At 70.4% G+C, this 21,827-nt stretch carries 22 protein-coding genes and 1 tRNA gene; 11 read left to right on the top strand and 12 right to left on the bottom strand.

Going from position 1 to position 21,827, the window contains the following annotated elements:
- Positions 1-52 precede the first annotated feature (52 nt).
- Positions 53-616 (bottom strand): neutral zinc metallopeptidase, encoded by a 564-nt coding sequence (locus RNB18_RS32680; protein ID WP_311717719.1) that lies wholly within the window; start codon positions 614-616, stop codon positions 53-55.
- A 596-nt stretch (positions 617-1,212) separates the two neighbouring features.
- Positions 1,213-1,284: transfer RNA gene (locus RNB18_RS32675), tRNA-Cys, on the bottom strand.
- Positions 1,285-1,694: 410 nt separating this feature from the next.
- On the opposite strand from RNB18_RS32675, the gene RNB18_RS32670 reads away from it, so the two are divergent.
- The 3 genes from RNB18_RS32670 to RNB18_RS32660 all read left to right on the top strand — a co-directional run bounded on the left by RNB18_RS32670 (position 1,695) and on the right by RNB18_RS32660 (position 6,109).
- Positions 1,695-3,170, top strand: a complete 1,476-nt coding sequence (locus RNB18_RS32670; protein WP_311717718.1) for an MFS transporter — start codon at positions 1,695-1,697, stop codon at positions 3,168-3,170.
- Between the two features lie 202 nt (positions 3,171-3,372).
- Positions 3,373-5,163 carry a DEAD/DEAH box helicase gene (locus RNB18_RS32665; protein ID WP_311717717.1) on the top strand — a complete coding sequence of 597 codons (1,791 nt, stop codon included), beginning with the start codon at positions 3,373-3,375 and terminating at the stop codon, positions 5,161-5,163.
- Positions 5,164-5,467: 304 nt separating this feature from the next.
- Entirely contained in the window at positions 5,468-6,109 is a 642-nt protein-coding gene (locus RNB18_RS32660; protein WP_266528436.1) for an IclR family transcriptional regulator, read from the top strand.
- A gap of 175 nt (positions 6,110-6,284) precedes the next feature.
- On the opposite strand, the gene RNB18_RS32655 is transcribed toward RNB18_RS32660, so the two are convergent.
- Positions 6,285-7,832: a PucR family transcriptional regulator gene (locus RNB18_RS32655; RefSeq protein ID WP_311717716.1), complete on the bottom strand. Its 1,548-nt coding sequence runs from the start codon at positions 7,830-7,832 to the stop codon at positions 6,285-6,287.
- A 102-nt stretch (positions 7,833-7,934) separates the two neighbouring features.
- On the opposite strand from RNB18_RS32655, the gene RNB18_RS32650 reads away from it, so the two are divergent.
- From RNB18_RS32650 to RNB18_RS32640, 3 genes are read left to right on the top strand one after another with little or no spacing between them, the layout of a single operon-like run.
- Positions 7,935-8,708 (top strand): chorismate synthase, encoded by a 774-nt coding sequence (locus tag RNB18_RS32650; RefSeq protein WP_311717715.1) that lies wholly within the window; start codon positions 7,935-7,937, stop codon positions 8,706-8,708.
- Positions 8,705-9,814: an o-succinylbenzoate synthase gene (gene menC / locus RNB18_RS32645; protein ID WP_311717714.1), complete on the top strand. Its 1,110-nt coding sequence runs from the start codon at positions 8,705-8,707 to the stop codon at positions 9,812-9,814. Before RNB18_RS32650 ends, menC begins: the two co-directional genes overlap by 4 nt.
- Positions 9,815-9,856: 42 nt before the next feature.
- A complete protein-coding gene (locus RNB18_RS32640; RefSeq protein WP_311717713.1) occupies positions 9,857-10,648 on the top strand; it encodes a S16 family serine protease in 792 nt (263 codons plus the stop codon).
- Here the strand turns inward: RNB18_RS32640 and RNB18_RS32635 are convergent.
- The 7 genes from RNB18_RS32635 to RNB18_RS32605 all read right to left on the bottom strand — a co-directional run bounded on the left by RNB18_RS32635 (position 10,645) and on the right by RNB18_RS32605 (position 15,913).
- Positions 10,645-10,842: a hypothetical protein gene (locus tag RNB18_RS32635; protein ID WP_311717712.1), complete on the bottom strand. Its 198-nt coding sequence runs from the start codon at positions 10,840-10,842 to the stop codon at positions 10,645-10,647. The genes RNB18_RS32640 and RNB18_RS32635 overlap by 4 nt on opposite strands.
- Before the next feature lie 12 nt (positions 10,843-10,854).
- Positions 10,855-11,427: an ArsR/SmtB family transcription factor gene (locus tag RNB18_RS32630; RefSeq protein ID WP_311717711.1), complete on the bottom strand. Its 573-nt coding sequence runs from the start codon at positions 11,425-11,427 to the stop codon at positions 10,855-10,857.
- 74 nt (positions 11,428-11,501) lie between these two features.
- On the bottom strand, positions 11,502-12,458 hold the full coding sequence (locus RNB18_RS32625) for a glycine betaine ABC transporter substrate-binding protein (protein WP_311717710.1): 957 nt from the start codon (positions 12,456-12,458) through the stop codon (positions 11,502-11,504).
- A 235-nt stretch (positions 12,459-12,693) separates the two neighbouring features.
- Positions 12,694-13,530, bottom strand: a complete 837-nt coding sequence (locus RNB18_RS32620) for an ABC transporter permease (protein ID WP_311717786.1) — start codon at positions 13,528-13,530, stop codon at positions 12,694-12,696.
- A 17-nt stretch (positions 13,531-13,547) separates the two neighbouring features.
- Entirely contained in the window at positions 13,548-14,771 is a 1,224-nt protein-coding gene (locus tag RNB18_RS32615; protein ID WP_311717709.1) for a betaine/proline/choline family ABC transporter ATP-binding protein, read from the bottom strand.
- Positions 14,764-15,411, bottom strand: coding sequence for an ABC transporter permease (locus RNB18_RS32610; RefSeq protein WP_311717708.1), 648 nt, complete (start codon positions 15,409-15,411; stop codon positions 14,764-14,766). The genes RNB18_RS32615 and RNB18_RS32610 overlap by 8 nt, the downstream gene beginning before the upstream one ends.
- Positions 15,412-15,433: 22 nt before the next feature.
- Complete coding sequence (locus tag RNB18_RS32605) at positions 15,434-15,913, bottom strand: Lrp/AsnC family transcriptional regulator (RefSeq protein WP_057610843.1); 480 nt, start codon at positions 15,911-15,913, stop codon at positions 15,434-15,436.
- 124 nt (positions 15,914-16,037) lie between these two features.
- On the opposite strand from RNB18_RS32605, the gene hppD reads away from it, so the two are divergent.
- From hppD to nthA, 4 genes are read left to right on the top strand one after another with little or no spacing between them, the layout of a single operon-like run.
- Positions 16,038-17,183, top strand: a complete 1,146-nt coding sequence (hppD, locus tag RNB18_RS32600) for a 4-hydroxyphenylpyruvate dioxygenase (RefSeq protein ID WP_311717707.1) — start codon at positions 16,038-16,040, stop codon at positions 17,181-17,183.
- Between the two features lie 41 nt (positions 17,184-17,224).
- A complete protein-coding gene (locus RNB18_RS32595) occupies positions 17,225-17,506 on the top strand; it encodes an SH3-like domain-containing protein (RefSeq protein WP_057610845.1) in 282 nt (93 codons plus the stop codon).
- Complete coding sequence (locus tag RNB18_RS32590) at positions 17,499-17,798, top strand: SH3-like domain-containing protein (RefSeq protein ID WP_311717706.1); 300 nt, start codon at positions 17,499-17,501, stop codon at positions 17,796-17,798. Before RNB18_RS32595 ends, RNB18_RS32590 begins: the two co-directional genes overlap by 8 nt.
- On the top strand, positions 17,788-18,372 hold the full coding sequence (gene nthA / locus RNB18_RS32585; protein ID WP_311717705.1) for a nitrile hydratase subunit alpha: 585 nt from the start codon (positions 17,788-17,790) through the stop codon (positions 18,370-18,372). The genes RNB18_RS32590 and nthA overlap by 11 nt, the downstream gene beginning before the upstream one ends.
- On the opposite strand, the gene RNB18_RS32580 is transcribed toward nthA, so the two are convergent.
- Positions 18,350-19,780 carry a tetratricopeptide repeat protein gene (locus tag RNB18_RS32580; RefSeq protein ID WP_311717704.1) on the bottom strand — a complete coding sequence of 477 codons (1,431 nt, stop codon included), beginning with the start codon at positions 19,778-19,780 and terminating at the stop codon, positions 18,350-18,352. The two genes, nthA and RNB18_RS32580, sit on opposite strands and share 23 nt — an antisense overlap.
- A 92-nt stretch (positions 19,781-19,872) precedes the next feature.
- Between RNB18_RS32580 and RNB18_RS32575 the strand changes: the two genes are divergently transcribed.
- The gene (locus RNB18_RS32575; protein ID WP_311717703.1) at positions 19,873-21,279 is read left to right on the top strand and encodes an FAD-binding oxidoreductase; all 1,407 of its coding nucleotides are present in this window, start codon (positions 19,873-19,875) and stop codon (positions 21,277-21,279) included.
- Positions 21,280-21,304: 25 nt separating this feature from the next.
- Here RNB18_RS32575 and RNB18_RS32570 read toward each other — a convergent pair whose 3' ends face one another.
- The gene (locus tag RNB18_RS32570) at positions 21,305-21,781 is read right to left on the bottom strand and encodes an SsgA family sporulation/cell division regulator (protein WP_311717702.1); all 477 of its coding nucleotides are present in this window, start codon (positions 21,779-21,781) and stop codon (positions 21,305-21,307) included.
- Between the last annotated feature and the right edge of the window lie 46 nt (positions 21,782-21,827).

Below are 21,827 nucleotides of genomic sequence, written 5' to 3'. Positions count from 1 at the left end.
CTGTGTATTTGATGCCCAGTCAACTCTGTGCCATATGAATGGCTGGCAGAAGTCACGACACATACTGCGGCAAGCACGCCGTGATTCCTCCCTGCCACCCCTTATTGAAGTAGCTAATTCGCTGGTTTACGTCACCGTGGTCCGTCTCTTTGTTCCAAGGGAAGTCGTCTGCTGTGCTCTTGATTGCCTGGCCCAACTCATCAGCGTCACCTTCTTCGAAGAGGATTGTTCCGTCTTGCGCGGCACCATTGAGCTCGGCTCCAGCGATGCAGTCAGCCTGCAACTCGAGGGATACGTCTCGCAGGCGTACATCCAAACGCTGCTGCACTGCATGCCCCCACTCGTGCGCAATGATGAAGTACACATAAACATCCCCGGCGGCGTATCCGTTTTCCATGAGGTGGGTGTCCCAGGCGATGAAGTCGCTCCCGTCCCGGCAATAGAAGGCATTATTAGCAAGAGGCGGGTCCCCTCCGCACTGTGGCTCAACCGCCGAATTGCCATCGTACGCGCCGTAGATGGTGGGCGAACTATAACTGCCGGTAAAGAATTCATTCCAGTGCTTCTTCCAGTACGCGTCCACCCCATTTGCTGCTACATCAATGTCTTGTTCCATTGTGTCGTCCGACGTGGCAGGAGGGCCAGGACTCCCCAACGGCACCCCGCCATATGCGTAGCCGCCGCTAGCGAACAGTAGCGTGGTGGCGAGTACTATCCACATGCGTATCCAACATGCTCTGGCCATTTCTCTCCTCCGAAGCATGAAGTGTGTCGGTCGCCAAATGTCCAGCACGGCCGTCGGTAGCGCCGACGCAATGGACTACCTAACTAGTCAACGCCGACAAGGCTCAACTCGCATCCTGGGCACGCTTGGAAGGCGGCCTTGGGCGGCATTGCGTGAGACCCTCAGGGCCGTAGTTGCGGCCCTGCCGGCGGCAGCCGCGGCGAGGGGAGTGGCCCTCTTCCATCTGTGGCCGAGGTTGCCGGACCTCTCCTGACTGTGACCGCGACTCTCGTTCTGGGGACCGTCTATCGGAAGGCGGCGAAGGGAGTCGAGACTGAGCACTTCTGCTGTGAGGCAGGTAAAGCGAAGCTGCGGCAAGCTCTGCGCGTGACGCGGGACCAACCGAGACGGGAACTGAGACGACTGCACGACGGGGCGGCACCCTTGCAAGGGTGCCGCCCCGTCGTGCCTCCTGGTCAAGACAGTTGAGGCCGTGGCGGGAATCGAACCCGCGTAACTCGCTTTGCAGGCGAGTCCCTGAACCACTCGGGCACACGGCCGGGTCGGGTTGAGCGAGGTGCTCGTTCCGAACGCTGTGATGCGACCGTATGGCGAGGGTGCGGGGAGGCTCAAGGGTTTCCTGGGTGCTGCAATGGGACTGCCATACGCCGTTCATGAAAGCCGTGCGCCATGCCCACTGGCGTGCGCTGGGCACGCCGCTCAGCGGTGCGGCTCATCGCCCGCGAGCGGAGCTCGCTGATGGATGCAGTGCAGGCGAGTCCCTGAACCACTCGGGCACACGGCCGGGGTGAGGGTGGGCTCAAGGGGATCGTGAGGGCTGCAACGGGACTGCCATACGCCGTTCATGAACGGGCCCCGGCCGCCGGTGGTGGTCGTACGACCAAGGTCTCAGGGCCAGGCGGGCTTTTGACAGGGGTCAACGGGGGCCGTGGACCTTACTCTGGCGGGCATGGCAGTCCTGGAACCGCGTGACGCCGGTGTCACCGACGACCCTGAGGTCCTGTCCGTCAACGAGGTGGAGGAGGGGGTGCTGGGGCGTTCGTACCGGGCGCTGAGTGTCGGCATCGTGTCCGTCGTGCTGCTCATCGCGTTCGAGGCCACCGCTGTCGGGACCGCCATGCCGGTTGCCGCGCGGGAGTTGGACGGGGTCGCGCTCTACGCGTTCGCGTTCTCCGGGTACTTCACCACCAGCCTGTTCGGGATGGTGCTGGCCGGGCAGTGGGCGGATCGGCGGGGGCCGCTCGGGGCGTTGGCCGCCGGGATCGCCGGCTTCGGTGCCGGGCTGCTGTTGTCCGGAACGGCCGGCGCGATGTGGCAGTTCATTCTCGGGCGGGCCGTGCAGGGATTCGGGGGCGGCCTGGTCATCGTGGCCCTGTATGTCGTCGTCGGGCGGGCCTACCCGGAGCGGTTGCGGCCCGCGATCATGGCGGCGTTCGCGGCGGGCTGGGTCGTGCCCTCGATCGTGGGGCCGCTCGCGGCCGGGGCCGTGACCGAGCACCTCGGGTGGCGGTGGGTGTTCGTCGGCATTCCGGTGCTGGTGGTCTTTCCGCTGGTGCTCGCCCTGCCGCAGATAGGGCGGCGGGCGTCCGGGCCGGTCGACGACGACACAGGACAGGCCGCCTTCGACCGTCGCCGCATCCGGCTCGCCCTCGGGATCTCCCTCGGCGCCGGGCTCCTCCAGTACGCCGCCCAGGATCTGCGTCCCCTCTCCCTGCTCCCCGGCCTCGCGGGCGCCGCGCTGCTCGTGCCGGCCGTACTGGGGCTGCTCCCGCGCGGGACGTACCGGGCGGCGCGCGGGCTGCCCTCCGTCGTGCTGTTGCGGGGGGTCGCCGCGGGGTCCTTCGTCGCCGCCGAGTCCTTCGTGCCGTTGATGCTGGTCACTCAGCGGGGGCTGTCCCCGACGCTGGCCGGGTTCTCGCTCGCGGCGGGCGGCGTTACGTGGGCGCTGGGGTCGTGGGTGCAGTCGCGGGCGCGGGTGGAGCCGTACCGTGAACGGCTGATGACCGGGGGGATGGTGCTGGTCGCGGCCGCGATCGCCGCCGCGCCGAGTGTGCTGATCCACTCCGTGCCCGTCTGGATCGTCGCCGTCGCCTGGGGCTTCGGCTGCTTCGGGATGGGGCTGGTGATCTCCTCGTCGAGTGTGCTTCTGCTGCATCTCTCCGCCCCCGAGGAGGCCGGCACCAACTCCGCCTCCCTCCAGATCTCCGACGGTCTCTCCAACGCCGTCCTGCTGGCGGCGGGGGGTGCGGCCTTCGCGGCGCTGGGCGGCGGCACGGTGAGCCATACGGCGACGGAGGCCTCCGGTTCGCATCCGGCCGCGTTCGCCGTGGTGTTCCTGCCGATGGCGGGGGTGGCGTTGGTGGGGGCGTGGGTGACGACCCGGCTGCACGCCGCAACGACGGTGACACCGAGTGGTACCACTTAGCACCGTCGCGCATGGCCGGCCTGGTACGCGACCCGTACGTACCCAGGAGCCGACTGTGACCTCGGTCCCACCCAGGCCCGCCCCGGCCCCGTCCGATCGTTGACGGCATCGGCCCGCCGGTAAGGTGACCCGGTCGTCATACACAGCCGAAGACGAAGACACCGCCGAAGACACGCCGAGCCGCTCGACCCCGACGGAGACCGTGACTACCACCGCCGCCTCCTCCCACCACCTTTCCCCCGCTTTCCCCGGCCGGGCCCCGTGGGGTACCGCCAGCAAGCTGCGTGCCTGGCAGCAAGGCGCGTTGGACAAGTACGTCCAGGAGCAGCCGCGTGACTTCCTGGCCGTCGCGACCCCCGGCGCGGGCAAGACGACCTTCGCCCTCACCCTCGCCTCCTGGCTGCTGCACCACCATGTCGTGCAGCAGGTGACGGTCGTCGCGCCGACCGAGCATCTGAAGAAGCAGTGGGCCGAGGCGGCGGCGCGGATAGGGATCAAGCTCGATCCCGAGTACAGCGCCGGACCGCTCGGCAAGGACTACCACGGCGTCGCCGTCACCTATGCGGGCGTCGGCGTGCGGCCCATGCTCCATCGCAACCGGGTCGAGCAGCGCAAGACCCTCGTCATCCTCGACGAGATCCACCACGCCGGTGACTCCAAGTCCTGGGGCGAGGCGTGCCTGGAGGCCTTCGAGCCCGCCACCCGCCGGCTCGCGCTCACCGGTACGCCCTTCCGGTCCGACACCAACCCCATCCCCTTCGTGGCGTACGAGGAGGGCAACGACGGCATCCGGCGGTCGGCCGCCGACTACACCTACGGGTACGGGAACGCGCTGGCCGACCATGTCGTGCGGCCCGTCATCTTCCTCTCCTACAGCGGCAACATGCGCTGGCGGACCAAGGCGGGCGACGAGATCGCCGCCCGGCTCGGCGAACCCATGACCAAGGACGCGATCAGCCAGGCCTGGCGTACGGCCCTGGATCCGCGCGGTGAGTGGATGCCGAGCGTCCTGCGCGCCGCCGACCAGCGGCTGACCGAGGTCAGGAAGGGCATCCCGGACGCCGGTGCCCTCGTCATCGCCTCCGACCAGGACTCCGCGCGCGCGTACGCCAAGCTGATCCGCGAGATCACGGGCAACAAGGCGACCCTCGTCCTGTCCGACGACGCCGGCGCGTCCAAGCGGATCGACGACTTCAGTGCGAGCAACGACCGGTGGATGGTCGCCGTCCGCATGGTGTCCGAGGGCGTCGACGTGCCCCGCCTCGCCGTGGGCGTCTACGCCACCACCATCTCCACGCCGCTCTTCTTCGCCCAGGCCGTCGGCCGTTTCGTACGGTCCCGGCGGCGCGGCGAGACCGCCTCCGTCTTCCTCCCGACCGTCCCGGACCTCCTGACCTTCGCCAACGAGATGGAGGTGGAACGGGACCACGCCCTCGACAAGCCGAAGAAGGAGGGCGAGGAGGACCCCTACGCCGAGTCCGAGAAGGAGATGGAGGAGGCGAACAAGGAGGAGGACGAGGACACCGGCGAGCAGGAGCAGTTCGCCTTCGAGGCGCTGGAGTCCGAGGCCGTCTTCGACCGGGTCCTCTACGACGGTGCCGAGTTCGGCATGCAGGCGCACCCGGGGAGCGAGGAGGAGCAGGACTACCTCGGGATTCCCGGGCTCCTGGAGCCGGATCAGGTGCAGCTGCTGCTCCAGAAGCGGCAGGCCCGCCAGATCGCGCACAGCCGTAAGAAGCCGGACTCCGAGGCGGACCTCCTCGAGCTGCCCGCCGAGCGGCGGCCCGTCGTCTCGCACAAGGAGATGATGGAGCTGCGCAAGCAGCTCAACACGATGGTGAGTGCCTACGTCCACCAGAGCGGCAAGCCGCACGGGGTGATCCACACCGAGCTGCGCCGGGTGTGCGGTGGGCCGCCGAGTGCCGAGGCCACGGCCGGGCAGCTGCGGCAGCGGATCGCCAAGGTGCAGGAGTGGGCCACCCGGATGAGGTGACGCGGGCCGACTGTCGCCTCGCGGCGCGGGACCGTACGTATCAGGACAAACGGAGTGGTCCGTACCGGCTACTGCCCGGATTCTGGACGGAGGCTTCCGCTGAGCGAACCCGCTTCGCTACTGTCCCGCTACGCACACGCCCCGTGGCAGCGCCGCCGCGGAGCGCAGCCGTGAAGCGACGCGGCCCGGAAACAGACCGGGCCGCCGGCCGATCGGCGGCCTCTGAAGCGCGTCACCGACGGGACTCGGTGACGCATCCGCCGTGAGAGGCCCGCCGACCTCACCACTTGGAGGAGTGGGCGTCGTGACCGCGGAGACCTCTCAGACGCTTGACCGGGGACTGCGCGTCCTCAAGCTCCTGGCCGACACGGACCACGGGCTCACCGTCACCGAGCTTTCCAACAAACTGGGTGTGAACCGGACCGTGGTGTACCGGTTGCTGGCCACGCTGGAGCAGCACGCCCTCGTTCGGCGTGATCTGGGCGGGCGTGCCCGGGTGGGGCTGGGAGTACTGCGGCTCGGGCGGCAGGTGCATCCGCTGGTACGGGAGGCCGCGCTGCCCGCGCTGCGCTCGCTCGCGGAGGACATCGGGGCGACGGCACACCTCACCCTGGTGGACGGAACCGACGCGCTGGCCGTGGCCGTCGTGGAGCCCACGTGGACGGACTATCACGTGGCGTATCGGGCGGGGTTCCGGCATCCGTTGGACCGTGGGGCGGCGGGGCGGGCGATTCTCGCGGCTCGGCAGCAGGGGTTCGGGGAGCCGGGGTACATGCTGACGCACGGCGAGCTGGAGGCCGGGGCCAGTGGGGCGGCCGCTCCTTTGCTCGGGGTCACCGGGGTCGAGGGCAGTGTGGGGGTCGTGATGCTGGCCGACGCGGTGCCGGAGCGGGTGGGGCCGCGGGTGGTGGACGCGGCGCGGGAGGTCGCGGAGGCGCTGCGCTGAGCTGAGCGGTGCGGCTTCGTCGTCGACCGCGGGTCCGGTGGGGGCTGGTCGCGCCCGCGCGGCGGTAGCCGCACATCGATACAGCCCCGCGCCCCTGGGTGGGGTGGGTGCGGTTGCCGCCGGTCGACATGCCCACGCGCTGAGCCGACGGCCGTCGGCCGACATTTCCACGTGCTCAACCCGCAACCACCGCCGCCCCGAGCCCCGCCAGCACCCTCAACTGCAGCCACAGCACCAGCCGTTCGTCGGGATCGTCCAAGTCGAGCCCGACCTGCTTGCGCACCTGCTTCAGCCGGTAACGGCACGTGTTCGGATGCACGGCCAGCAGCCTCGCCGCCTCCGTCACATCGCACCCCGCGTCGAACCAACAGACCAGCGTGCGGGCGTATTCCGTCCCGTGCTCGCCGTCGTACGCCAGCACCCGCCGCCAGGATCCTTCGGTCAACTCCCGCTTTTCACCGAGTACTTCGGCAAGCCGCAGCAGCGTCACCCGCGGCCGCACCTCGTCGATCGTCGCCACCGGCAGCGAGGGCCCGAGCACCCGCAGCACCAGATCGGCGTCCGCCCGCGACCCTGCCACCTCCCCGAGCCCCGCCACCACCTCACCCAGCCCCGCCCGCACCGACACCCTCAGCGACTGCCCCGCCCGCGCGACGATGTCCTCCGCCAGCCGCCGGTGACGACCCCCGGGCGCCGGCAACAGCGCGTACACCACGCCGTCGACCAGCACACACGCATGCCGTCCGTACCGCGCCGCGCACTGCAGCCGTACGACGTCCAGCAGCCGTAGCCCGGTCTGCTCGGCGTCCGGAAGGCCGGCCGCGTCCAGGACGAAGGCGGCCACCCGTACCGGGCCCTCGACTCCCAGCCCCACGGCGGACGTTGCCGCGTCCGCCGTTCCCTCCAGCACCCGCCGCAGCAGATCGCTGTTCTGGTGCCGGGCCAGCTCCTGTGCCGCCCGCGCCCGCAGGAGCAGCAGTGCCGCCGTCGACGCCCCCTGGACGAGCGTCTCCTCCGCGTCCGCCGCGAGCGTGCCGTCGTCGACGACCCACACCGAGCCGAGGGTCTCCCCGCCGGCCCGGACGGCGACCGCGAGACGCGGGAGGGTGCCGTCCCCCAGCGCGGGCAGCCGCAGCGGGCCGTCGGCCGCGAACAGCATCCGGTACTGCTCGGTGTTCTCCACATCCGCCGGTACCTGGAGGCCCAGGATGCCCTGGCGGCGATCCTCGTCGACCGGCTGGCCGGGGACGGTGGAGTAGGCGAGGATCCGCTGCCGCGGGTCCTCCACGGCCGTCGCCCCGCCGGTCGCCGCCGCGATGGCGTCGGCGAGCGCGAAGAGGTCGCCGTGGCCGCCCGTGGCGGGGACCGGCCGGGCGCCGATCGCCGAGGCCAGCAGCAGATGTGCCCGGTGCCAGGCCGTGTCCTCGGCGACGGACAGCAGCGCCACGCCGTACGTCTCCGCCTCGGCCGTCGGCCCGTCCGCACCGCGCACCACCAGGCCGGTCATCCCGGCCTCCGCGGCCGCCCTCACCAGCGGTCCGGCCGCGGCCGCCCGCACCCCGACCGCCAGCAGCAGCGCGCCCGGCACCCGGGGGAGCGGGGTGTGGGCGTCGTAAAGGAGCACCTCGGTGACCGGGACGGCGAGCCCGGCGGGCGCGGTGTGCAGGCGTACGGACGTACCGCCGACGGCATCCAGGAGATCCCCGAGGGTGCAGGCGTCCATGGGTGCCCCCAAAGGATGGTTTGGCCGATCCGCAAAGAAACGTACGCAGGTGTTGTAAGACCGCACAACCCGGAGCGGGCCGCCGGGCCGGAGACTCGGCACATGACCGGAGTGAGTATCCGTACCGTCCACGACGTCGCCGGCCTCGGTGCCGTCAGCGCGTACTTCGGCGAGGTGTGGCGGACCCCGCGCACGGCCCCGCCCTATCCGGCCGAGGTGCTGCACAGCCTGGTCCACGCGGGTGGCGCGGTGCATGCCGCGTACGACGGTGAGCGCCTCGCCGGGGCCTGTGTCGCCGTGTTCGGGCCGCCGGGCTCGCAGGAGGTGTATTCCCTGGTCGCCGCCGCGGATCCCGGGCTCGGGCAGCCGGTGAAGCAGGCGCAGCGGGACTGGGCGCTCGGCCTCGGCGCCCGCACCATGCGCTGGACCTTCGACCCGCTGGTCGCCCGCAACGCCCGCTTCAACCTGGCCAAGCTGGGCGCGGTGGGCACCGAGTACGTCGTCGACTTCTACGGCCCCATGAGGGACGGCGTGAACGACGGCGACGAGAGCGACCGGCTGACGGTGACCTGGGACCTGGTGGCGCCGGGCCGGCCGTACGACCCGGGGGAGCGCGAGGCCGCACCCGCCACCCACCGTGCCCCCGACGGAGCAACCCTCGCCCGCCGCGACCTCGCCGACCTGCACGTCTGGTGCCGGGTCCCGGACGACGTCGTCAAACTGCGGGCCGCCGACCCGGCGCTCGCGCTGCGCTGGCGGCGGGCCGTGCGCGAGGTCTTCACGGAGGCCTTCAGGCAGGGATTCCGGGCGACCGGGATGTCCCGCGACGGCTGGTACACGCTCACCCGCGAGAACGACGAGGAAGGCACCGTATGAAACTCGAACGCGTCGAGGTCGTCCATGTGGCGATCCCGCTCGTCAGCCCCTTCCGCACCTCCTTCGGCATGATGACGACGAAGGACACCTTCCTGCTGCACGTCGTCACGGACACCGCCGAGGGCTGGTCGGAGTTCGCCGCCGACAGCCAGCCGCGGTACTGCTCGGAGTTCGTGGCGGGCGCGGAGCTCGTCCTGCGGGACTTCCTGGTGCCGAGGGTGGCGGCACTGCCCACCCTCACGGCAGCGCTGGTCGGGCCCGCCGTCAGCGGGATCAAGGGGCACGAGCTGGCGAAGGCGGCCCTGGAGACGGCCGTCCTCGACGCGGAGCTGCGCTCGTACGGCATGCCGCTGGCGGTGTATCTCGGCGCGGTGCGCGAGCGGGTGCCCGCGGGGGTGTCGGTGGGGATCAAGGACTCCGTGCCGGAGCTGCTGGACGACGTGGAGCGGTATCTCGCCGAGGGGTACGTCCGGATCAAGCTGAAGATCGAACCCGGCTGGGACGTCGAGCCGGTACGGGCCGTGCGCGAGCGCTTCGGCGCCGCACTGCCCCTCCAGGTCGACGCCAACACGGCGTACACCCTCGCGGACGCGGAACACCTGCGGCGGCTCGACGAGTTCGGGCTGCTGCTGATCGAGGAGCCGCTGGACGAGAACAACCTGTACGGCCACGCACGCCTCCAGAGCCGTATCGCCACCCCCGTCTGCCTCGACGAGTCCCTGCACAACGCCCGGGACACCGCCTCCGCGATCGCGATGGACGCGTGCCGGGTCGTGAACATCAAGCCCGCGCGCGTGGGCGGCTATCTGGAGGCCCGCCGCATCCACGACGTGGCCCGCGCGCACGGCGTGCCGGTGTGGTGCGGCGGCATGCTGGAGACGGGAATCGGCCGCGCCCCGAACCTCGCCCTGGCCGCCCTGCCCGGCTTCACGCTCCCCGGCGACACCTCGGCCTCCGCGCGCTACTTCGCGGAGGACATCACCGAGCCGTTCGTCCTGGTGGACGGCCACCTGCCGGTACCGCGCACCCCGGGCATCGGCGTCGAACCGCTGCCCGATGTCCTACGGCGCTTCACGCGCGCGAGGCGGGACCTGTACGGGGGCTGACCGGCTCGTGGCCGGAAGTGACCGCCGCGTTAGATTGATCCCGTGCTCTCTCGCCTCACGCGCCCCCAGGCCGTCGCCGTCTGTGCCCTGCCCGTCGTGGCACTGGTCGCCACGGCCCTTTTCGCGCCGCTGCCGTTCGCGCTGGCGCAGCCCGGGATGACGGCGAACGTGCTCGGCGAGAACAAGGGCGCGGAGGTGATCACGATCTCCGGGGCGAAGACGCGTACGACGAGCGGGCAGCTGCGGATGACGACCATCGAGGCGACCGGGCCCGACACCCATGTCTCGCTCGGTGACGTCTTCGACAGCTGGTTCAGCACCGACCGGGCGGTCATGCCCCACGACGCGGTCTACCCGAGCGGGCAGAGCGTCAAGGAGATCGAGAAGCACAACACCGCGCAGATGAAGGAGTCCCAGGACGCGGCGACCGAGGCGGCCCTGAACTACCTGAAGCTCGGCGACGACAAGGTCGAGGTCACGCTGAAGCTCGCGGACGTCGGCGGGCCGAGCGCGGGGTTGCTGTTCACCCTGGGGATCATCGACAAGTTGAACGGTGACGGCGCCGGGGGCGACCTCACGGGCGGCCGCACCATCGCCGGGACGGGGACGATCGACGCGGACGGCACGGTCGGCGCGGTGGGCGGAGTGGCACTGAAGACGCAGGCCGCGAAGCGGGACGGGGCGACGGTGTTCCTGGTCCCCGAGGAGGAGTGCTCCGACGCGAAGGCGGAGCTGCCGAAGGGGCTGCGGCTGATCCCGGTGACGTCCCTGAAGGGCGCGGTGAGTGCGCTGACCGCGCTGGAGTCGGGTAAGGGGTCCGTCCCCGCCTGCTAGTGCGCGAGGGCCGGCCTGGGGGAGGCCAGCCGGAGTCCGACCTCCACCAGGGTCCAGCCGAGCCGGGTCCTGATGGCGTACGGCCGCTTGGCCTGGGCGGCGAGGCGGTGCGCGTCGGCCTCGGCACGGAGGTCGGCGGCGCGGAGGTCGGCGGCGTGGAGGTGGTGCAGGGCGAGGTGGGTCTCGGGGTGCATGGCGGGGCCCTTTCAGTCCGTGGTGATCGGGAAGGCGTGCGTGTGGATGCGTACCGGGGCCGCGTCGTCTCCGGTGGTGGGCCGGTCGCGGTAGGTGTCGACCAGGGCGTGCATCTTCTCGATGAGTTCTTTGGTCAGCTCGGGGGTCAGCCGTAGCGTCGCGCTGCTCATGTCCCAGACGCGGTTCCACTCCTCGGGCCAGGTGGCGCGCTCGCCCAGCCAGTTGGAGAGGTTCTGGATCTGGGTGGTGGCGACCTCGTGGAGGTACATGTCGGCGGCTCCGCGCACGGCCGGGTCGCTGTCCGTGAGCAGGGTGTCGTCGAAGCTCAGCCCCTTGTGGACGGCCTTCCACCAGCGCTCCCGCCCCTTGCCGCGCTCCGGGGCGTCCTCCACGAAGCCGTGCGCGGACAGTTGGCGCAGGTGGTAGCTGGTGGCGCCGCTCGACTCGCCCAGTTTCTCGGCAAGTTGGGACGCGGTGGCGGGGCCGCCGTGGCGCAGGGCGTCCAGCAGCTGCATCCGCAGGGGATGGGCCAGCCCGCGCAGTGAACGGGCGTCGAGTTTCCGTACGTTGGGCTCTTCCGGCATGCGTACAAAGATAGCGTTGCAAAGAGTTCTTTGCAACGGGTTCTTTGTAACCGTGTCCCGGCGACGGCCGGCCCCTATTCCACGAACCCCTGCGCCTTCATCCAGTCCAGCGCCACCTGATGCGGATCCTCCCCGGCGACATCCACCTTCGCGTTCAACTCCCGCGCCACCGTGTTGTCCAGCTTCTTCGTGACCGGGTTCAGGACCTCCGCGATGGCCGGCCACCTCTTCAGGGTCTTGGAGTTGATCACGGGAGCCGCGTTGTAGTTGGGGAAGAACTTCCGGTCGTCCCGCATCACCACCAGGTTCATGGACTTGATGCGCCCATCGGTCGTGAAGACCTCCCCGTACCGGCAACTGCCCTTCGCCACCTGGGTGTAGATGATCCCGGTGTCCATCTGGGTGATGTTCTTCGCCGGGACGCTCATCCCGTACGCCTTCTCCATGCCCGGCAGCCCGTCCGCGCGGTTGGCGAACTCGCCCTCCACGCACAGCGTCACCGCACCGGAGTCCTTCTTCGCCAGCGCTGCCACGTCGGAGAGCGTCCTCGTGCCGTACTTCCTGAAGCCGGCCTGGTTCATGGCGAGGGCGTAGGTGTTGTTCAGGGGCGCCTTCGGCAGCCACGTCAGCCCGTTCCCCAGGTCGGCCTTCCGTACCGCCGCCCACTGCGCCTGCGGATCGTCGATCGGCTCACCGTTGCCCTGGTACGTGATCCACGCGGTGCCCGTGTACTCGTACATCCCGTCCGCGTCACCGGACTTGACCGCCTCCCGCGCACCGACCGACCCCTGGATCCCCGTGCGGTCGACTACATCCGCCCCGGCCGCCTGGAACGCGATCCCCATGATCGCGCCGAGGATCAGCTGCTCGGTGAACTCCTTCGACGTGACCGTCAGATCCGCGCCCTCGAGCGGCTCACCCCGCCCGATCGAACCCGGCTTCACATCGTCGACCATGGGGGAGCCACTGGTCAGCCCGCAACCGGACAGCAGGACCGGGATCCCGGCCAGCGCCAGACATGTCCGTCTCACGTGTCCGCCTCCGGCCGCTGGGGTTTGTGCCGCGGTTGGGTTGGTGGGGTGGGCCGGTTGTGCGGCATCGGGCCTGGCTTCACGTGGGCGGGTGTGGGGGAGCTGCTGGTCGGTGTGCGGGAGGAGGGCAGAACCAGGACCCCGGCCAGTACCAGACGTGTCCGTCTCACGTGTCTACCTCCGGCCCCTGGGGACTGGGCAGGCAGGGCTCCGGCCGTCGGCAGGCAGGTCCGCTTCATGTGCCCCCTGCCTCCAACCCCCGTGGCCTGAGCAGCAGTTCGGCCAAGGAGGCCAGCCAGTCGACCAGCAGGGCCAGCGTCACCGTGAGGATCGAGCCGAGCATCAGCACCGGCATCCGCTGGGTGGTGATGCCGGTCGTGATCAGGACGCCTAGGCCGCCGCCCCCGCCGAAGGTCGCGAGGGTCGCCGTACCGACGTTGAGGACGAGGGCCGTGCGGACGCCCGCGAGGATCAGCGGGACGGCCAGCGGGAGTTCGACGCGCGACAGCACCTCCATGGACGACATCCCGATGCCCCGTGCCGCCTCGAGCAGGGTCGGGTCGTTCGCCTTCAGGCCCGCGATCGTGTTCGACAGGACCGGCAGGACGGCGTAGGCGACCATGCCGATCAGAGCCGCCTTCATGCCCGTGCCCAGCCAGATCACCAGCAGGGCCAGCAGGCCGATCGCCGGGGTCGCCTGGCCCATGTTGGCGACCGCCATCGCCACCGGGCTCGCCTTCCGGAAGGCTCTGCGGGTCAGCACGATCCCCAGCGGGATCGCGATGATCAGCACGAAGAACGTCGAGATCGCCGTCAGCTCCACCTGCTGCCACAGGGCCTTGGACACCTGCCCGTTCGACAGCGCGTTCTCGGAGATCGGGTCCAGGTCGGCCTGCTCGAACCACAGCCAGGTCGCGAGCAGGACGGCGATGAGGAACGCGGGCAGAAAGGTCAGCTTCTGCCAGGTCACCCGCTTGCTGGGCGGGTCCGGCGGGGGAGGGGCGTCGGTCTCCTCCGGTTCGACCGTCACTTCCAATTCCACGGTCTCCTCCGGTTCGACCGTCTCCGGCATCTCCAGCTCGGGGCTCGTCACGCCCCCTCCTGCTCGGCGTGCGTCTGTGCGGCCCGGATCTCCTCCAGCGCGTGCTGGTGCTCCCTGGCCTCCAGCCGGTCGGCCTCCAGCAGCTCGTGCACGGAGTTCATGAGCGTCTCCATGTCGACGACCCCCGTGTACTCACCGCGCCGCCCGGTCACCGCGACCCGCCCCGCGTTGTCGGTCAGCACGGCCTCCAGCGCGTCCCGCAGCGTCGCGTCCCTGGTCACCGTGTCGCTCACCGGCGTCCCGGCCCGGGCCAGCGCCCCCTTGGCGCGCATCATGTCGCCGCGCCTGAGCCACTTGTACGGCCGTCCGCGCCTGTCGAGCAGCAGGATCTCGTTCGTGCCGCTGCCCCGGAGCTTGGTGAAGATCTCCTGGATGGGGTCGTCGACGGTCACCGTCGGATAGCCGGTGATCTCCACATCCCGTACGCGGGTGAGGTTCAGCCGCTTCAGCGCCGCCCCGGCTCCGACGAAACCGGACACGAAGTCGTCCGCCGGGTTGGTCAGGATGGCCTCGGGGGTGTCGAACTGGGCGATGTGGGACCGTTCGCGCAGGACGGCGATCCGGTCGCCGAGCTTGATCGCCTCGTCGAAGTCATGGGTGACGAAGACGATCGTCTTGTGCAGCTCGTGCTGGAGCCTGATCAGCTCGTCCTGGAGATGGTCGCGGGTGATCGGGTCGACCGCCCCGAACGGCTCGTCCATCAGCAGGACGGGCGGATCGGCCGCCAACGCCCTCGCCACCCCCACCCGCTGCTGCTGGCCGCCGGAGAGCCCCCGTGGATAGCGGCCGTGGAACTCCCCGGGGTCGAGCCCGACGAGGTCGAGCAGCTCCTCCACGCGGTCCTTGATCCGGCCCTTTCCCCAGCCGATCATCTTCGGCACGAGCGCGATGTTCTGCGCGACCGTCATGTGCGGGAAGAGACCGGCCGACTGGATCGCGTAACCCACCTTGCGGCGCAGCTTGACCGGATCGATGTCGGTCACGTCCTCGCCGTTGATCCGGATGCGTCCGCCGGTCGGCTCGATCAACCTGTTGATCATCTTGAGTGTCGTCGACTTGCCGCATCCGGACGGCCCGACGAAGACGACGAGCTCGCCGGCCTTGATCTCCATGGTGACGTTGTCGACGGCTGGCAGCGGAGTGCCGGGATACCTCTTGGTCAGGTTCTCCAGCTCGATGGACGCACCTGAGGTGCCGGACGTCTCAGGCACGGATCCCCCTCGGAATGGTCAGCCGTCCGACGAGGACGTACGCGGCATCGAACAGCAGGGCGAGGACGATGATCCCGAGCGTGCCGGCGAGCACCTGGTTGAGCGCGTTCTTGCTGCCCAGCGAGGCGATGCCGCGGAAGATCTCGTTGCCGAGGCCGGGCCCGGAGGCGTAGGCGGCGATCGCGGCGATACCCATCAGCATCTGGGTCGAGACCCGGATCCCGGTCAGGACCGGCGGCCAGGCGAGCGGCAGCTCGACCCGTACCAGCCGCATCACCCGGGACATCCCGATGCCCTTGGCCGCGTCCACCAGCGAGGGATCGACCCCGCGCAGCCCGACGATCGCATTGCGCACGATCGGCAGCAGCCCGTACAGCGTCAGGGCGATCACCGTCGGCGGTACGCCCAGGCCCACGGCCGGGATGAGCAGACCGATCATGGCGAGCGAGGGGATGGTCAGAATGGTCGAGGTGGCCATGGTGGCGAGATTGCCTCCCCACCCGCTCCGATAGGTGACGACCCCGATCAGCACCCCGATCACGGTCGCCACGACCATGCACTGGAAGACGACGCTCGCGTGCTGGTAGGCGTCCGTGAGCAGCTGCTGGTGGCGGTTGCCGAGGTACTCCCAGAAGCTCACACGGCTCACCCCACGGTCGCGGTCAGGTCCTCGCCGAGTCCTCCGCCGCCTGCTCCACCAGCGGGATGATCCGCAGCGGAACGGGGTTCTCCATGACGATCGCGGTGGCGGCCCGGACGATCCCATCGAAACCGACAACCCGGTCGATCACACGTTGGAGATCGGCGTTGGAGCGGGCCACCAGGCGGCACAGCATGTCCCCGCTGCCGGTGGTGGTGTGCAGTTCCAGGACCTCCGGCACGGTCGCCAAGTGCGCCCGTACGTCGGCCCCTTGCCCCTGCCGGATCTGGAGCGTGGCGAACGCGGTCACCGGGTAGCCGAGCGCCGCCGGATCCACCTGCGGACCGAATCCCCGGATGACTCCGTTCGACTGAAGCCGGTCGAGCCGCGCCTGCACGGTCCCCCGGGCCACCCCCAGCCGCCTGGACATCTCCAGCACCCCGATCCGCGGCTCGCGCGCGAGGAGCACGATGATCCGCCCGTCCAGCTCGTCGATCCCCACGCAGGCCTCCGACCAGTGGTCATCCTGTACAGAAAGGCCGCCGAGGCGGCCGTATCGCTGAACATATTGCCCAGTGAATACGCAAACTATTGCGCACCTTGCAGACCGGGGCCAGGCTTCGGACATGACGCAGACCACACACCACGCTCCCGACACCGCCCGGCAGGCCGACCCCTTCCCGGTCAAGGGAATGGACGCGGTCGTCTTCGCCGTCGGCAACGCCAAGCAGGCCGCGCACTACTACTCGACCGCCTTCGGCATGCGGCTCGTGGCCTACTCCGGGCCGGAGAACGGCAGCCGCGAGACCGCCTCGTACGTGCTGGAGAACGGCTCCGCCCGTTTCGTGTTCACCTCGGTCATCAAGCCCGCCACCCCCTGGGGCCACTTCCTCGCCCAGCACGTGGCCGAGCACGGCGACGGCGTGATCGACCTCGCCATCGAGGTCCCGGACGCCCGCCGCGCCTACACCTACGCCCTCGAGCACGGCGCCCGCTCGGTGGCCGAGCCGTACGAGCTGAAGGACGAGCACGGCACGGTCGTCCTCGCCGCGATCGCCACCTACGGCGAGACCCGGCACACCCTGGTCGAGCGCACCGGCTACGACGGCCCCTACCTCCCGGGCTTCGCCGCGGCCGCCCCGATCGTCGAACCTCCCGCCCACCGCACCTTCCAGGCCGTCGACCACTGCGTCGGCAATGTCGAGCTCGGCCGGATGAACGAGTGGGTCGGCTTCTACAACAAGGTCATGGGCTTCACGAACATGAAGGAGTTCGTGGGCGACGACATCGCCACCGAGTACAGCGCGCTGATGTCGAAGGTCGTGGCCGACGGCACGCTCAAGGTGAAGTTCCCGATCAACGAGCCCGCCATCGCCAAGAAGAAGTCCCAGATCGACGAGTACCTGGAGTTCTACGGCGGCGCGGGCGTCCAGCACATCGCGCTGAACACCAACGACATCGTGCAGACCGTGAGGACCATGCGCGCGGCGGGAGTTCAGTTCCTCGAGACCCCCGACTCCTACTACGACACCCTCGGCGAGTGGGTCGGGGACACCCGGGTACCGGTCGACACGCTCAGGGAGTTGAAGATCCTCGCCGACCGCGACGAGGACGGCTACCTGCTGCAGATCTTCACCAAGCCGGTCCAGGACAAGCCGACCGTGTTCTTCGAACTCATCGAGCGGCACGGCTCGATGGGCTTCGGAAAGGGCAACTTCAAGGCCCTGTTCGAGGCCATCGAACGAGAGCAGGAGAAGCGGGGCAACCTCTAACGAGCACCCCCTTTCCCCGTAACGCTCGTAGGCTGGGCCCCATGGCCAGGATCAACGACGTGGGCGGCACCCAGGGCTTCGGTGCGATCGACACCACCGACGACACCGAGCCCTTCCACGCGGACTGGGAGGCCCGGGTGGTCGGGCTCTACAACACCCTGCGGGCACAAGGGATCTTCAACACGAACGAGTTCCGGGACGCGATCGAGTCCATGCCGCCGGCGGACTATCTGGCGACCTCGTACTACGAACGCTGGTTCCTGGCGATCTGTTCGCTGCTGGAGCGCAAGGGCGTGATCGAGCCGGGTGAGCTCGATGACTGACGCGCCCCCCGACCGGTTCCCGCCCGGCACCCGGGTCCGCACCTTCCTCCACGACCCGCCGCACCACACCCGCCTGCCTCGCTACGCGCGCGGCAAGCGGGGCGTGGTCGTCGAGCCGGAGGGTCCCGACGAACTGCCCGACATCAGCGCGCAGGGCCGCGGCGACGCACCCGTCGAGCAGATCTACGCCGTCCGCTTCGCGGCCCGTGACCTGTGGGGCGAGGGCGACCACCACGTCGTACTGGACCTGTGGGAGAGCTATCTGGAGGAGGACCGCCAAGATGAGCGGTGACCACCACACCGACGCGACGATCGCCCGGCGGGTACGGCGCCTGGAGACCCTCCTGGAGGAGAAGGGGCTGATCACCGGCGAGCGGCTGGACGAGGCGATCGACGCGTTCCTCGCGGAGTCCTCGCCGGCGAACGGAGCACGGGTCGTGGCGCGCGCTTGGACCGACGACGCCTACCGGGCCCGGCTGCTCGCGGACGGCACGGCGGCGGTCCAGGAACTCGGCCACATGGAGGGCTCGTACCAGCGCCTGAGGGTCGTGGAGAACACCGAGTCCGTCCACAACGTCATCGTCTGCACCCTGTGCTCCTGCTACCCGCTCCGCCTCCTCGGCCCCTCTCCCAGCTGGTACAAGTCCGAGGCCTACCGCTCCCGCGTGGTCCGCGAACCCCGTGCCGTCCTGCGGGAGTTCGGCCTCACCCTGCCCGACTCCGTGGACATCGTGGTGTGGGACTCCAGCGCGGAGACCCGCTACATGGTCCTGCCGCGCAGACCTCAGGCCACCGAAGGACTGGGCGAGGAGGAGCTGGCGGCGCTGGTGACGAGGAACGCCCTCATCGGTACGGCCGCGGTGTGACCGCCTTAGCGTCCCTCACCGGCAGGTCCTGGTCCGGCACGTCTCCCAGCGCCGCCAACGCCTCCCGCGCCGCTCGCACCCGCGAGGGCGAGAAGTAGGGGTTGATCCGCAGGGCCTCCTGGAGATGCCGGCGCGCGGGGGCGGGCTGCTCCAGCTCCCGCTCGATCATGCCCAGGTGATACGCGTACAGCGCGCTGCGCACCCCGCCCCCGTGCGCCTTGTCCGTCGCGATCCGGGCGTACCGCAGGGCTTCCCGGTCCTCACCCGCCCGGTGCAGCGCCCACCCCAGCGCGTCCGCCACCGCGATCCCCGGCTGCCGTCGCCACTCGGCCCCGAGCCGCCGCACGGCGGAAGCCGGGTCACCGTGGTCCGCCTCGAACTGCCCGAGAACCAGCTCCTCGTCGGCCCCGGACACCGCGGCGCTCCGCACGCTCGCCAGCAGCAGGTCGTACTGCACCCGGGCCGCCTGCCCGAGCCCCAGGTACTCGTACAACTCGCCCAGCTCCAGGGCGTACTGCGGCAGCGGCTGCTTCGCGAGGGCCATCCGGTAGGCGTTCAGGGCCTCCGTCGTGCGGCCCAGTGCCGCAAGGGCCCGCCCCTGCCCGGCCTGCGCGGCCCGCTGGTCGGGGTCGATACGGACCGCCTCCTGGAAGTGCCGCAGCGCGTCCTCGCGGTCGCCGCGCTCCCAGGCGAGCTGCCCGGCCCGCTCCAGATACTCGGCCCGCTCCGCCGGTGCCCGCGCCCCCGCCGCCGCGTCGGCCAGCTGGGCCGCCGCGTCCTCGCGCCAGCCCCGGTCCCGGTACACGGCCGCCGCCCGCGCCCGCACCGCAGGCCCCGACCGCAGCTCCATCAGCCGCTCCAGCGCCCCGTGAGCCGCCTTGTAGTCCCCGAGCCCCGTGTACGCCTCGATCAGCGCCGGATACGTCGTCCACCGCTTCGGCTCCAGCTCCCGCGCCGCCTCACCCCAGGTCAGCGCGGTCCGGAAGTCCCGGCGCGCGTTCGCGAGGACGGCCAGACCACCGAGGGCCGCCGCGTTCCTGCGTACCTGCAAGGACGTCCGCAGCGAGCCGTCGGCCTTCGCGTAGAACGCCGTGTCGGCCGTCCGCCGCGCCTGTTCGACGTACGCCGTCCCGAGCACCGCCCACGACTCGGCGTCCTCGGGATGCCTGCGCAGATGGCTCTCCCGCGCACCGATCAGCGCCGCCAGGTCGGGCAGCGCGGCCGGCACCCCGGCGGCGACCGCCGACAGTGCCTGGGCGCCCGGGGCCGGGGCGGGCGAGCGGGGCGCCGGCCGCTCCGGGGGCAGCAGCATCAGCGCCGTACCGAGCACCGCGCAGCCCGCGACCGCGGCCGGCACCACACGCCCGCGCAGCCGGGCCCGCCGGTTCTCCGTGGCTTGGTTCTCCATGGCGCTCACTGTGCGTCAATACGACGACCACACTGCGGCGCTCGGTAGTCGGCGCTGGTGGGGTTCACACCGATGGCCCCCGGTGCGACGCTGTGATCATGAGCCGTATCGAAGCCCCCCGCGACGAGGTCACCGGCAACCTCGTCGACCGTCTGCTGAGCGCTCTGCCCGCCGAGGCCGTCCTCGCCGACCCGGACGTGACGGTCTCCTACGCCAACGACATGGCGAGCTTCTGCCCGGCCGGCACCCCCGCCGTGGTCGTCCTGCCGCGCACGGTCGAGCAGGTCCAGCACGTCATGCGCGTCGCCACCGAACTGCGCGTCCCGGTCGTCCCCCAGGGCGCCCGCACGGGCCTGTCGGGCGCGGCCAACGCCTCCGACGGCTGCATCGTGCTGTCCCTGACCAAGATGGACCGGATCCTGGAGATCAACCCGGTCGACCGCATCGCCGTCGTCGAACCCGGCGTCGTCAACGCGACCCTCTCCCGCGCGGTGAACGAACTCGGCCTCTACTACCCGCCGGACCCCTCCAGCTGGGAGATGTGCACGATCGGCGGCAACATCGGCACCGCGTCCGGCGGACTGTGCTGTGTGAAGTACGGGGTGACGGCGGAGTACGTCCTCGGACTGGACGTCGTCCTCGCCGACGGACGGCTCATGTCCACCGGCCGCCGCACCGCCAAGGGAGTCGCCGGATACGACATGACCCGCCTCTTCGTCGGCTCCGAGGGCTCGCTCGGCATCGTCGTACAGGCGACCCTGGCACTCAGGCCGAAGCCGCCCGAGCAGCTGGTGCTCGCCGCCGAGTTCGCCTCGGGGGCCGCCGCCTGCGACGCGGTGTGCCGGATCATGGAGGGCGGGCACGTGCCGTCCCTCCTCGAACTGATGGACCGTACGACGGTCAAGGCCGTCAACGACCTGGCGCACATGGGACTCCCGGAGACCACCGAGGCCCTCCTCCTCGCGGCCTTCGACACCACGGACCCGGCGGCCGACCTCGCGGCGGTCGGCGCGCTGTGCGAGGCGGCGGGCGCCTCGCAGGTCGTCCCGGCCGACGACGCGGCCGAGTCGGAACTGCTGCTCCAGGCCCGCAGGCTCTCCCTCACCGCCCTTGAAGCCGTCAAGGGCACCACGATGATCGACGACGTGTGCGTGCCCCGCTCCCGGCTCGGCGAGCTGCTCGAGGGGACCGAGCGGATCGCCGAGAAACACCAGCTCACCATCGGTGTCGTCGCCCACGCGGGTGACGGCAACACCCACCCCACGGTCTGCTTCGACGCGGCCGACCCCGACGAGTCCCGGCGCGCCCGCGAGTCCTTCGACGAGATCATGGCCCTCGGCCTGGAGCTCGGCGGCACGATCACCGGGGAGCACGGCGTGGGCGTACTGAAGAAGGAGTGGCTGGCGCGGGAGATCGGCCCGGTGGGGGTGGAGATGCAGCGGGCGGTGAAGGGGGTCTTCGACCCGCTGGGGATCCTGAACCCGGGCAAGCTGTTCTGATAGTGCTCCTGCTCCCGCCGGGGGATCACTCCCCGTCCGCCGACTCGTCGCTCGGCCAGGGGTCGCCCAGCCAGAGGTCGTCGGCCGGGGTCGGGGCCAGCAGCTCGGCGAGGCCGTCGTCGATACCGAGCTGCTCCCCTTCGGAGCCCGGGGCGACCACCCTCAGCGTGCGCTCCAGCCAGGACGAGACCTGCGCGGCCGGGGCCTCCAGAAGGGCGTCGCCGTCGGGGGAGCTCAGCGCCATCACGACGACGCCGCGGCCCGCGACCTTCGTCGGCCACACCCGCACGTCTCCGTACCCGCACGGGCGGAACACGCCCTCCACGAGGAGTTCGCGGGCGAAGGTCCAGTGGACGGGGTGGTCCGAACCGATGTGGAAGGTGACGTGGACGGCGAAGGGGTCGTCGCTGCGGTAGCCCAGCCGGGCCGGGACCGGGATGCCGCGCTCGGGCGACAGGATGAGTGTGAGCTCCAGTTCGCGCTCTACCACCGTGCGGTGCATGGCGTTCGTTCCTCTCTCGGCTCTCGTCGGGGTCCTGCGGTGGGCC

The sequence above is a fragment of the Streptomyces doebereineriae genome (genome assembly GCF_031845645.1).
Lineage (GTDB): Bacteria > Actinomycetota > Actinomycetes > Streptomycetales > Streptomycetaceae > Streptomyces > Streptomyces canus.
Note: the sequence above shows the minus strand (reverse complement) of the source record. Positions and strands in the feature narration are given on the sequence as shown.

Excerpts from the sequence above, each read along its gene's own strand:
- RNB18_RS32680 (WP_311717719.1), bottom strand. The coding sequence starts at position 616 with ATGGAACAAGACATTGATGTAGCAGCAAATGGGGTGGACGCGTACTGG.
- RNB18_RS32670 (WP_311717718.1), top strand. The coding sequence starts at position 1,695 with ATGGCAGTCCTGGAACCGCGTGACGCCGGTGTCACCGACGACCCTGAG.
- RNB18_RS32655 (WP_311717716.1), bottom strand. The coding sequence starts at position 7,832 with ATGGACGCCTGCACCCTCGGGGATCTCCTGGATGCCGTCGGCGGTACG.
- RNB18_RS32650 (WP_311717715.1), top strand. The coding sequence starts at position 7,935 with ATGACCGGAGTGAGTATCCGTACCGTCCACGACGTCGCCGGCCTCGGT.
- menC (WP_311717714.1), top strand. The coding sequence starts at position 8,705 with ATGAAACTCGAACGCGTCGAGGTCGTCCATGTGGCGATCCCGCTCGTC.
- RNB18_RS32635 (WP_311717712.1), bottom strand. The coding sequence starts at position 10,842 with ATGCACCCCGAGACCCACCTCGCCCTGCACCACCTCCACGCCGCCGAC.
- RNB18_RS32630 (WP_311717711.1), bottom strand. The coding sequence starts at position 11,427 with ATGCCGGAAGAGCCCAACGTACGGAAACTCGACGCCCGTTCACTGCGC.
- RNB18_RS32620 (WP_311717786.1), bottom strand. The coding sequence starts at position 13,530 with ATGCCGGAGACGGTCGAACCGGAGGAGACCGTGGAATTGGAAGTGACG.
- hppD (WP_311717707.1), top strand. The coding sequence starts at position 16,038 with ATGACGCAGACCACACACCACGCTCCCGACACCGCCCGGCAGGCCGAC.
- RNB18_RS32595 (WP_057610845.1), top strand. The coding sequence starts at position 17,225 with ATGGCCAGGATCAACGACGTGGGCGGCACCCAGGGCTTCGGTGCGATC.
- RNB18_RS32590 (WP_311717706.1), top strand. The coding sequence starts at position 17,499 with ATGACTGACGCGCCCCCCGACCGGTTCCCGCCCGGCACCCGGGTCCGC.
- nthA (WP_311717705.1), top strand. The coding sequence starts at position 17,788 with ATGAGCGGTGACCACCACACCGACGCGACGATCGCCCGGCGGGTACGG.
- RNB18_RS32580 (WP_311717704.1), bottom strand. The coding sequence starts at position 19,780 with ATGGAGAACCAAGCCACGGAGAACCGGCGGGCCCGGCTGCGCGGGCGT.
- RNB18_RS32570 (WP_311717702.1), bottom strand. The coding sequence starts at position 21,781 with ATGCACCGCACGGTGGTAGAGCGCGAACTGGAGCTCACACTCATCCTG.